The 11835-nt window shown below is 40.2% G+C and carries 12 protein-coding genes and 1 riboswitch; all 12 genes read right to left on the bottom strand.

Translation table 11 applies throughout. The features are described 5' to 3' along the window. Nucleotides 1-12: 12 nt before the first annotated feature. A complete protein-coding gene (locus AR334_RS06685; protein ID WP_066307142.1) occupies nucleotides 13-1062 on the bottom strand; it encodes an LLM class flavin-dependent oxidoreductase in 1050 nt (349 codons plus the stop codon). 111 nt (nucleotides 1063-1173) lie between these two features. Continuing rightward, nucleotides 1174-1277: riboswitch (SAM riboswitch) on the bottom strand. A 209-nt stretch (nucleotides 1278-1486) separates the two neighbouring features. After that, the gene (locus AR334_RS06690; RefSeq protein WP_066307144.1) at nucleotides 1487-2617 is read right to left on the bottom strand and encodes a cupin domain-containing protein; all 1131 of its coding nucleotides are present in this window, start codon (nucleotides 2615-2617) and stop codon (nucleotides 1487-1489) included. 24 nt (nucleotides 2618-2641) lie between these two features. After that, entirely contained in the window at nucleotides 2642-3142 is a 501-nt protein-coding gene (locus tag AR334_RS29860) for a DinB family protein (RefSeq protein WP_066307146.1), read from the bottom strand. Beyond that, nucleotides 3139-4083, bottom strand: coding sequence for a fumarylacetoacetate hydrolase family protein (locus AR334_RS06700; protein WP_066307148.1), 945 nt, complete (start codon nucleotides 4081-4083; stop codon nucleotides 3139-3141). The genes AR334_RS29860 and AR334_RS06700 overlap by 4 nt, the downstream gene beginning before the upstream one ends. Nucleotides 4084-4103: 20 nt before the next feature. Next, on the bottom strand, nucleotides 4104-5204 hold the full coding sequence (locus AR334_RS06705) for a cupin domain-containing protein (protein ID WP_066307150.1): 1101 nt from the start codon (nucleotides 5202-5204) through the stop codon (nucleotides 4104-4106). Between the two features lie 14 nt (nucleotides 5205-5218). Beyond that, nucleotides 5219-6058 carry a fumarylacetoacetate hydrolase family protein gene (locus tag AR334_RS06710; protein WP_066307152.1) on the bottom strand — a complete coding sequence of 280 codons (840 nt, stop codon included), beginning with the start codon at nucleotides 6056-6058 and terminating at the stop codon, nucleotides 5219-5221. Between the two features lie 67 nt (nucleotides 6059-6125). Then, entirely contained in the window at nucleotides 6126-6926 is an 801-nt protein-coding gene (locus AR334_RS06715) for an IclR family transcriptional regulator (RefSeq protein ID WP_066307154.1), read from the bottom strand. Nucleotides 6927-7011: 85 nt separating this feature from the next. Beyond that, complete coding sequence (locus AR334_RS06720) at nucleotides 7012-8466, bottom strand: aldehyde dehydrogenase (RefSeq protein ID WP_066307156.1); 1455 nt, start codon at nucleotides 8464-8466, stop codon at nucleotides 7012-7014. Between the two features lie 16 nt (nucleotides 8467-8482). Next, entirely contained in the window at nucleotides 8483-9709 is a 1227-nt protein-coding gene (locus AR334_RS06725; protein ID WP_172799169.1) for an NAD(P)/FAD-dependent oxidoreductase, read from the bottom strand. A 225-nt stretch (nucleotides 9710-9934) separates the two neighbouring features. Continuing rightward, nucleotides 9935-11125: an amidohydrolase family protein gene (locus AR334_RS06730; RefSeq protein WP_066307159.1), complete on the bottom strand. Its 1191-nt coding sequence runs from the start codon at nucleotides 11123-11125 to the stop codon at nucleotides 9935-9937. A 17-nt stretch (nucleotides 11126-11142) separates the two neighbouring features. After that, on the bottom strand, nucleotides 11143-11460 hold the full coding sequence (locus AR334_RS06735; RefSeq protein ID WP_156431195.1) for a hypothetical protein: 318 nt from the start codon (nucleotides 11458-11460) through the stop codon (nucleotides 11143-11145). An 11-nt stretch (nucleotides 11461-11471) separates the two neighbouring features. Beyond that, nucleotides 11472-11834, bottom strand: coding sequence for a Rieske (2Fe-2S) protein (locus tag AR334_RS06740; protein ID WP_066307162.1), 363 nt, complete (start codon nucleotides 11832-11834; stop codon nucleotides 11472-11474). Nucleotide 11835 lies beyond the last annotated feature (1 nt).

Raw genomic sequence — 11835 nt, forward strand, 5'->3', positions numbered from 1 at the left:
CACGACCTCTTTCTAGTTCTTTAGTAAACTGCGTTTTTGTTCCACTAATGGCATAACCTGCTCCGCAAAGCGTTCCATTTCCTCTAGCTGTGGGGAAAATTGCAATAGCAACAAATCTAAGCCAGCTTCTTCATATTGTATAATTCGGTCGGCAATTTGCTCGGGTGTTCCTACCAGATTTGGCCGCAGACCGCGATTGGAAACGGAGTAATCCTGCAATTGGATTTGCTGCTCCAAATGTGATTTTGTTGTGAAGTCTTTAAAGCCGGCATAACCGCTGGAGTCCTTCACCTTCGTGATTTTTTCAAGCTCGACGAGAGCCTCGTCTTCCGTATCACGGCAAATCACATAAGCAGCCATTCCAAAAGATTTAAATGGCCCATTGCCTGTTTGTTCGCGACGTGCCTTCATATCGGCTATTTTCCGCTCAATCTCTTCTACTGTTCCACCGTGCATCACATACGCATCGCATTTTTCCGCAATCGTTTGCTTGCCTTTTTCACTTTCACCGCCTGCATAAAGGATCGGGTTTGGTTGTTGAACCGGCTTCGGAGCAAGCTTCGTGTCTTTTAGGTCGTAAAATTGGCCGGAAAAACGGAAGTTTTCTTCTGTCCATAACCCTTTTAGCACATCAATAAACTCCTCGGTCCGGGCATAACGCTCATCATGCTCGGTAAAAATCCCGCCATATTGCCGCGCTTCTTCCGCCCACCAAGCAGAAACAACGTTAAGCGTAAAACGGCCGTTACTGATGTGATCAATATTGGCGGCCATTTTTGCTGCCACGGCAGGATTGTGAAAACCGGGGCGAATCGCGGTCATAATTTCAATTTTTTCCGTCACGGCAGCAAGTGCCGCTGCTGTCGACCAAGCTTCAAGTGAATCATGCTCTGGACCTTTAATATCATTTAAATATAATTCAGCGATTAACGTCGTCGAGTAACCCCATTTTTCGGCCGATTGAATGACTTTTTTCGCATACTCAAACGTTGGCGGCATGTGTTCATCATCCACATTCCGTAACCAGCCTCCAAAAATCGGCAACCAAAACCCATATTTCATCTCTGTTCTCTCCTCTGCTAATCTTATTATCTAGTTTTCCTATTCCCTAAGTTGGATTTTACGAATAAATAAAAAACTCTCCTCATAAGAAGAGAGTTTAATAAAACCCTCTTCTCATCTTTCAAGCGATGCGCTTGATGGAATTGGCACAGTATTCATACGAACCTGCTGCCGAGGCTTCAAAGGGCCAGTCCCTCCACCTCTCTGGATAAGAAGAAAAATGTACATTCAATTTTTTCATTAACTAATGCGATAATAGTGGAAATTCAGTGAATTGTCAATCAATTATTTCGAAACTCTAAATGAGCAACTTATACTTAGAATCGGAATGCGTCCTAATAATCAAATATATATTTAACACTCCTTACGACTGCCCTTCGTACAAAAAGAACCTAGAATTTCTAGGTCCTTTTATGTTTTAGAATTAAATTGTTGATGGAATGGACTCGGGAACAAACTCATTTTTAATTTCCTGGTGACCATTATTTTCATTATATATTTCTTCTCGTTGTAATCCGAACTTCTCAATAACTGGGATATCATGTACGGAAAATAGGTATGCATCTTCTTTTGAAGTCACAACATGTTCATGCCATGCCCAGTTAGGAACAACGAAATAATCACCTTGTGACCATTCAAATTTCACACCATTGATGACGGAGTAACCGGAACCTCTGTAGACTTGATATACAGTAGAACTGGTGTGACGATGTGCCTTTGAATGGTAACCTGAAGGTAATTTTTGCATCCATGAAGCAATATTCGGATTGGCTGTTTCGCCAGTAGACGGGTTAATATACTCTACAGCAAATCCATCAAACTTATCAGGTTCAAATTCACTTAAACCTTCGAGTGCAGTATGAATCTGGGACCATTTAAAGGAAGCAAGCGGTGCAACTGAAGTTTTGCGGTCGCTGATTGGTCTTACCATACCACCTTTATATCTCTTAATAGAATAATCATCCGGTATACTGGGCTTTTCTATATAATCCGGATGACCCTCAAAAAATGTCCCATTTAAAAAGTAAATGAGCGGAATATCTAACGTATCCATCCAAATTACCGGCCCGTCGCCCTCATGTCCATGTCCATGCCATAGTCCTTTCGGAGTGGTAAGGAAATCTCCTTCTTCCATCGTTATTTTCTGACCTTGGACGATTGAATAAGCACCGTTACCATTGGTAATGAAACGCTGTGCACTTTGAGTATGGCGATGGGAAGGTGCTACCTCCCCTGGCAAAATTAATTGGACTGCCACGTAAATCGTGGAAGTAGCAGAGGCCCATCCCCAAGGTTTCCGGTCTTTTAATCCTGGATTTTGAAGGTAGATTGCCCGTCTTTCTCCGCCGCGTTCAGGAGTAAAAATGTCTTTAGCCTTCATTAATTGATCATAAATTTTATCCCACTTCCATAAATAAGGGATGGCTTGTGGGGTAGGTTCCTTACAAGATAGTTCAGGAATGGCACTCCACAACGGTCCAAGATGATTTCTTTCTAATTCTTTATTAAAATCTAAGACTTCCTTACTTTGAAAAAAAGAATTACTTTCCGCCATTCGGCCAACCTCACTTTTTAAAGATTAGGTATTTATATGCTGTTCTTGATATTGTTTTTTTACACGTTTAATCTGAGTTATATGTTTCTGCAAGTGCTCTACCAGGAAATGCTCCACTAAAAAATGCATGTTTTTCGAGCCAAATTTCGGATTTCGATGAGGGGCTTCGATTGCTAGATTTTCTTCTCTTATTTCATCGAACGCTGAAAGTGCATGTGCTGTTGCGTCTAAAATTCCCGCTTTGACATCTTGGTACTGTCTGCTGTGGGCTTGGCGTACTGCCTCAAGCCTTGCCGGGGCATCCATCCCTCTTCCCCATGGCCCAGGTACAGCAATCACCCGCTGAAGCTCCGTTACCCAATAATAAATAATTTCTTCTACATGGGAGAGAACCTCCATGACCGACCATTCATCGTTGCTTGGCTTCCAAGCTAATTGGTCTTTAGGTGTATTTTCAGCAAGACTGATGATTTCATTGATCCCTAACTCAATTTCAGACTTATATTCTTCAATCGTCCGGCTCATGATAAAACAACTCCTTGCTTTACAGCCTTCACTTTATTTTCAAGCATACCAATTTCCTCAATTTCAATTTTTACCACATCTCCATCTTTTAAGAAGACTGGCGGTTCCATAGCAAAACCGACTCCGCCAGGCGTACCTGTACAAACCACGTCTCCTGGCTCTAAAGTCATGATATGGGAAAGAAATTCTACAAGATATGGAATATCAAATACGAGATTTTCAGTATTTGATCTTTGTCTTAGTTCACCGTTAACGGTGAGTGAAATCTCCAGTCCAGACGGACTCGGAATTTCATCCGCCGTTACCAAATACGGCCCCATTGGAGCGCTTCCATCCAGATTCTTTCCTTGGAACCACTGAATGGTACGTCGTTGTAAATCTCTAGCAGTGACATCATTTACAATGGTATAACCAACAATATAATCTAGGGCATTTTCCTTTTTTACATTTTTTGCCCGCTTTCCTATGACGAAAGTAAATTCTGCTTCATAATCCAGTTTCTCAGTAATCTCTGGCAGCGGTATATCATCGTACGGTCCGTTGACAGCATTGCTAAATTTGGCAAACACCACAGGGAATTTTGGAATCTCCCTTTTCATTTCTAAGATATGTTCACGGTAATTTTGACCAACACATAGAATTTTTCCCGGATTTGTGATTGGAGCACGAAGTAATACTTCTGAAAGATTGTATTGTAAGCCTTCGCTTGGATTTTCTAAGGCAAATTGAATTGCTTGGTTGGCAGCAATCTTACTTGCTTCCCCACCTTCCAAATATTGAACCATGTCAGCAGGGAGTAAAGAATCGGCAATTTCCTGGCTGCGCTTTATTCCTTGTAGATTTAATAAAGATTGGTACGATTTATTTAGATCAATGACTCTTTCGGCTATTACTGCACCAATTTTTTCAGTACGCTCTTTTTGAAATGTAACTAAACGCATTTCTTATTTCCTCCAAACACCTAATATAATGGTTTAAACACTTCGATAATATCTTGGTGACCATTATTTTCCTGGTATACTTCTTCTCTCTCAAAATTGAAAGCTTCCATAATCGGCAAATCATTTGTAGAAAAAAGAATGGCATCTTCTGTTTCTGAAATATTGACATGCTCATGCCAAGTCCAGGATGGAATCACGAAGAAGTCCCCCTCAGACCAATCAAATCTCACTCCATTCATAATGGTATATCCTTTTCCTTTAAAAGCATGGTACACATTACTATGAACATGACGGTGGGCTTTACCATGGAATTTTGGCGAAAGCTTTTGCAATCTTGCTCCAATGCGGTTATTTGCGTCCTTACCTGTACTTGGATTGATATACTCAATCGCAAAACCATCAAATGCATCTGGTGGAAATTCGCTTAATCCATCCAAACTTTTCTTAGCTTGACCATATTTATATCTTCCTAATGGAGCGATACTTGGATTTCTATCCGATATTGGACGTACCATACCGCCACTATAACGTTTAGAACTGTAATCATCCGGTACCTCGAGGCGCTGCTGTTTCTCTGGGTAAAATTCAGTAAAGCAAACATTCATAAACATTGTGAATGGGACATCCAAGCAATCCATCCATAAAACCGTTTCATCACCAAGATTGGCATGGTCATGCCAAGTCCAAGATGGTGTAATTAAATAATCTCCTGCTTCAAAATTAATCTTCTCTCCGTTTACCCTGCCTTCGGCCCCATTTCCCTTCATGATAAAGCGAATGGCAGTAGTAGTATGCCGGTGGGCTGGCGCAATTTCACCAGGCTTTACAGCTTGAACGGCGGCATATAATGTTTGGGTAGCTCCTCCCCAGCCCAATGGCTGGAGATCCTTCATCCCAGGATTAATTAAAAATACTGCTCTGCGGTCGGCCCCATTCCCTACCTCCAGTAATTCTTCGGCAATTTCCAAATTCTTTTCAATTAGCTCTTTCTTCCATAAGTAAGGAATTGGCTTTGCTTTCGGCTCAACGGTATTTAATTGATGAATTGATGACCACAACGGCCCTAGGTTTTCTTTTTCTAACTGTTCATGAAATTCAGATAATTTATCTGATACTTTCATACTTAGCCCTCCCCTTATTTAAAATCAACAGATACAGTAAATTCACCAATTCGATCAATTTGAATGCGAACCTGATCACCTTTTGTGATTGGGCCCACCCCTTCTGGTGTACCGGTCGTGATTATATCACCAGGTTCAAGCGTCATGCAGGCTGATGCAGTTTCAAAAAATTTATAGCAATCATAAATTAAGTTCTTTGTATTGGCTGACTGGCGAAGTTCGTCATTCACCCATAAATTAAATGCCAGTTCATTCGGATTTTCGATTTCGTCCGCAGTAACAATCCAAGGCCCAATTGGGGTAAATGTATCAAAGGATTTCCGCCATGGACGATCTTCTTTTCCGCGAACTGTCATATCCATTAAGGCAAAGTAGCCGAAGATATAGTTATGTGCTTCAGAGGCCGGAACATCCTTTGCCCGCTTGCCTACAACGAAAGCAAGTTCCGCTTCATGGTCGGTTCTTCTCTCCTTAAACGGAATTTTCACAGTATCCCCCGGGCCAATAATGGAAGAAGGAGATTTTAAGAAGAAGCCAAGATTTTCAATCGTATATTCCGCATTATTAAACTGCTCATTCATTTCATCTTGGTGTAAATAATAGTTTACTGGTGCTGCCACAATTTTTCCGGGCTTTGGAACTGGTGGATTCAATTTTACTTCAGATAGTCGGTAGGTTTTTGTATTAGATAATGAGTCTATTATTTTTTGTTTTAACTCATCAAAGTTCTGGATGATTTGTAGAAGTGATTCTTGAGGTTTTTGCGCATTCCATGCAACGATATCATCTATTTTGTGAATATACTGATCCACCACAACGCCAATATTATAATTGTTAAACAATGCAATTTTCATTTTCCTGCCCACCCTTTGTATACTATGAATTTATCACACTGTGGAGGAATTTCCTCCACAGTTCTTATCAAAACGTTCCTACTCCATCAACTGGCATTGGACCTTTATACCCCAATTCTCTGGATATAATTTTGCACTTTTCCAGCAATCTTTGATTGGAAAGGGAATTTGGTGAAATATCATTCTCTCCTTTAATACCAACTATTGTTAGTGCTGCTGCTAATGAACCATCAGGATAAAAAATCGGACTGCTGATGGCGGCAATACCTGAAACAAGACTTGCTTCTGTTGTAGAGATACCTGTTTTCCGAATGCGTTCAATATCCAGGTCATACTCTTTCGGATTGAGTTTATCAGGAAAAATAACTTCCTTTTGATAAAGCTCATTTGTGATCTCTTCAGGAAGAAATGCCCGGAATATTTTCCCCGTAGCTGTAAATATTGGCATGTAAGAACCCGTTCCAATCTCTACATTAATGATTTTGTTGGTTTTTTCATAGCGAACAAAAAATGGTCCGCGATCTCTCCAAATACTTAATGCCACCGTTTCATTCAATTCATTCTTTATTTCTATTAAATGAGGTGCTGTCAGTTTCGCAACATCAAAGGTATCAAAGGCAGCACTGCCAAGGGAGATTAATTCAGGTCCTAATCGCCATTTTGGATTTTGATTCTCTTCATTATCCCTGCTTAATACACCTAAATGAACAAAGGAATTGAGGTAACGATAGATTTGACTCTTATGCAATTTCGTTTCATGGGCAATTTCACTTAGACTAAGTGGGCTTTTCTTTTCCGCGAATACCCTTAATATGGAAAAACCGACTTCTAGTGATTGCACCCTTTTGTTTTTACCGTTATCTTCCATTATCTTTCCTCCAACACAATCAGTCGTTAACATCTCGTTAACTCAAATATATTGATTGAATGTTCATTAGTCAAATTAATACCCACTACAAATCTCTGCGGTGGATTAATGCCTGCAATTCCATTTGCTCACGTAATGCTTCGACTCCATGACCTCTACCAATCCCGCTCTGTTTGAACCCTCCAAATGGCATGTTAACTGCAGATGCTCCCACTCGATGGATATTCACAAAGACACTGCCAGACTGGAGTTGACGGCCAATTTCAAAACCCTTTTCGATATCCTTTGTCCAAACTGAGTTTCCTAAGCCGAACTCAGTATCATTTGCCATCTCTATAGCTTCCTCCACTGTTTCGTAAGCAAGAATCGGTATAACAGGTCCAAATTGTTCTTCCTGAACAATCGGGTGATCTTGAGTTACGTCCGTGATGATTGTCGGTAGTACATAGTATCCGTCCGATGGGTTAACCCCTTCGACAAATTCTCCAACTGTTGTTACCTTTGCCCCACTCTCCATCGCCTTTTGGATTAATTGTTTGACATTGTTGTATTGTGCTTCATTATTAACCGGCCCCATGGTAGACCGCGGATCAAGCCCAGGACCCACTCTTATGTTGTTTGCAGCTTTAGTAAACTTTTCTACAAATTCTTGATACTTTTGATGCTGTACGTAGATTCTTTTCACTCCGTAACAAATTTGACCACTTGCACTAAATACGCCTTGAATTAGCTCATTTATTAATCTTTCATCCATTTGCGCATCTTCTAAAATAATTGCAGCGTCATTTCCTCCGAGTTCCATGCTTACGTTTTTGATGGTTGCAGCAGCACTTCTGATAATCCCTGCTCCTACCTCAGTGCTCCCAGTAAAGGTGATTTTTCGGACCTTTGGATGATTCGCCATTGCCTCACCTACGGTAGAACCGGAACCAAGAACGATATTGAGAACACCTGGTGGGAGTATTTTCGCCATCCCCTTTAAAATTCTTGTTAGGGCAAGCGGACAATACGTAGAAGGTTTAATAACCACCGTATTTCCTGCCATTAAAGCCGGACCTAACATCAGACAAGTCAGGTATACCGGTGAATTCCAAGGAACAATAATAGAAGTGACTCCCATTGGTTGGCGAGTGAGGATCATTGTCCCTTGTTGATTTTCGATTACTTCCTCTTTTACGACTTCCTCAGCTAAAGAGCTGTAGTATCGAAGAACATTTGCGCCGCCTAGGATGTCACCTTTGATTTCACCCTGCAATCGGCCATTTTCCCTTACCAGCAATTTGACAAAGGAATCATAATGACTCTCAAGAAAGTCACCCATTTTCCTTACATAATCTCCGCGTTGGAAAGCAGAGACTTTTGCCCATGCCTTCCAGGCGTGGCCTGCTGCTTTGACAGCCTGATCTACATGCTCTGCTGTTCCTTGAGCAATTTCTCCCACGCATTCATTTTTTGCAGCAGGATTGTAGATTTTTGATACTTTTGTAGATGTTATTTCTTTATGATTGATAAAAAGGGATTCGCTATAATAGGTGATCATAAAAGCCTCCTATTCATTAATGGTTTTGTTTCGCTTTTGGAGGTTCTCCGATTCCTTGTTCACGTACGGCTGAGATTAGGGCTGCACGGAGAAGCCATTTTCTTGCTAATTCAGGATCTGCAGCCTCTTTTGCCAATTCCTGCTGCATTTTCAAACGATACTCAGAATCTTTTTCTTTCATTAACTGAGTATTTCTTTCGGTAATTTGTCTTACATAGGCCAAGGCCACTTGTCGGCGGACATTGCTGTAAACCTCCAATTCTTCCTCAATGGTTGCTTGAGGCTGATTAGAAAAAATACGAATTAATCTTCTACTTAAGTCTACAGCATCATGGATTCCACTATTTAATCCTAATCCTCCTAGAGGGCTGTTAATATGTGCGGCATCCCCCATTAAAACAACACGTCCCTGATGGAACTTTTCAGCCACTCGTTGGTGGACACGATAAATCATTCGTTCCACTATCGGAAACTCGTCTTCTGTTTTTAGCGCTCGTTTAAAGCCAGCTTGAATGCTTTCATCACTTAACGCTTCTTCATCGGAAACGGAAGGTGGAATCGGATACAATAATCTCCATGCTTCAGGGACTCTTAAAATAAATAAGAATTCATCAGGGTCAGAAATGTAATTTACGTATGCGAGGTCTGGAAGGTATGGTTCGAACGATTTCGGTGTACCGGAAAGCAGGAAACGTTCTTCGAGTGTATAGCCTTCAAAGGATAGGCCTAAGAGTTTTCTAATGGAACTTCTTGCTCCGTCTGCCCCCAGTAGGAAAGGTGTTCTAAATGTTTGTTCCACTCCAAAGGTTTGGACAGTAACAGATACGCCATTTGGGTCCTGAGTGAATTGAACCACTTCTGAATTAAAGAGTACTTTCGTATTGGTGCGTTTTTGTAGGCGTTCATACACTACCTGAGTATATGTAGATTGCGGACATTGTAAGCGGAAAGGATATTTCGTCTCATCTGAAATCAAAGTGGCATCAAATTCAGCATAGAGTCCGGTCTGACGATCACGATACTGAATCACCGGTGCTTTCAGACCCCTTTTTAATAATTCTTCTGTTAATCCTGTTGTCTCTAGTAATTCCATTGTTCCAGGATGAAAGGTTGAAGCTCTCCATTCTTTATTCGGAGAATCATTCTTTTCAATAACTAATACTGGGATTCCTTGTGATGTTAATATTTCCGCTGCTGTTAATCCTACAGGTCCCGCTCCCACAATAATAATTGGATTTTCCAACAAAGTAATTCCTCCTCTAGTCATTATCCACATGTTAACGCTATAAACACTACGTTAACGTTATAAATAACATATCACCGTTTTCAGTTTGTAGTCAAGTGTTTTCGGCTACAAAAATTGAATTTTCACTCAACTTAAAAAAATTAAAGCTGCAATCATAGAATAAGGACGCCTAAAAAAGTCAAACCGGCGTCCTATTTTTGATCTATTTATTCTGGCAAAAAATTATTTATAGATTTCCAATCCTCGTCTTGCATATAATTGCGGGTCCTTAATACCGAAAAGCTCTAATGCATTTTCCCCAAGGATTTTCCGTTTTGCTTTTTCACTTAAAAACGGCAGATCATAAATGGTGCTTGGTGTATCAAAATCCTGATGAGGATAATCAGATGCATATAATAATTTATTTTCTGCATCGAAAGACTTAAAAACCATTTCCATTTCTTCCATATTTTCATAGTATTCCAATGGCTGTGAAGTATAGTAAAAGTCCTTGATATACTCACTTGGAAGCCTTTTTAATAAAGGTGCTTCAGAAGAACGCATCATATAGTCGCTATCAAGTCGTCTCATAATAAATGGAATCCAGGCAACCCCTGCTTCAATAAAAATAAACTTTAGCTTTGGAAAGCGCTCTGGGATACCGTTTATCACAATATTGGTTAACTGAATCATGTTATATAACGGAAATCCCAATGCATGTGCAGATAAGAAATTATTAAATTGGGTAAATGGTTTCTCCTGCCAATGGGATACGGTGTGGAACCCTAATGGCTTCCCCTTTTGTTCAAGTAATTCGTACAATGGCATATAGCTATTATGGTGGACAGGTTGATAGCGGACACTTGTTACCATAAATCCGATAACGCCTTTTTTATCTGCAAATTCCTCTACAAGTCTTACACAGGCTTGCGGGTCAGAAAAAGGCAAGTATAACATGGTGGTTAAGGAATCATCATATGGCAGGATTTTTTCTGTCATCCAACGTGCATAGCCAAAGGCAATCGCAACCTCCATATCGGTTTGCGGGTGCAATCCTAAGGTTAATAAATCGGTTGGAAAGACAATACTGTAATCAATCCCCATTTTTCGAGAGCTATCAATAAGAGGATAGATTTGTTTTGGTATATCTACCGTATCCGGTTTAGGAAAACTATTAAAGTGTTCCTTAACTTTTGTTCTGCCTCCAAGTGTTCTATCTCCCAAATCTGCAGGCAAGGTGGTCGTTGCTGCACCAACACCGGCATACATTAAACGATGTTTCCACGGTTCATCCACATATTCAGCAATCTCTCTTAATGGCGTGGAAAAGTAATGACAGTCTGCATCAAAAATCGGGAAATCATAAAACCCTTTTTTAAGAGCCTGTTTTTGTGCGTTATCTAAAAAATTATCCTTTAAATTTAGTGATGACATGGTCCTATCCTCCCTATTTATCTCATGCTTCTCCACATTTGCAACTCAAACACTTCAATCTCCATTTGTTTCAATAGTTGATCGATAAACATAGCGGTTTCTGTTTGCGTTACTTGAACTTGAGAGGGCAAAGGCTTAATTTTATGGGTTATTTGGTATTCATCATCATTTTGAATCTTGGCTACATATAAGCGAATCACACTTTCGATTAATTTTTGCATCCGGGAATCTTCAATCTCATTTAAATTCCCTTCAAGCCGTATATTTTCTAATAGGTTTGCCAGTTCTGATAGGCTTTTGTTTAGAGTTTGCACAGCATTTGTTGATGACATCATGCCCTCCCCCCTTATATTTCAACATAAACTTCATTATTTTTTACAAACGCGTAAAACTTGCGAAGTTTAAATTTCGCGCTAAAATCACACTCACCTGTCTTAAGGTCATATTCAAAACCATGCCAAGGGCACACGAGTCGCAATTCATCTTCAGCAATACATTCTTTCACAACTGTTTTATCCTCATTTAGTATTAAGTTGACCTTGTTAAAAACACCGCCAAGACAGACCGGGCCTCCAATATGGGCACATGTATTTTCATATGCATATAATTGATCGTCCCATTTAATAATTCCTACTTCGATTCCATCGACAGCAACTGTATAAGGCTCTCTTTCTTTTAATTCATCGAAGTAACATACCTTTACGTTCACA

This window comes from Bacillus sp. FJAT-29814 (assembly GCF_001510715.1).
Classification (GTDB): Bacteria; Bacillota; Bacilli; order Bacillales; family Cytobacillaceae; genus Neobacillus.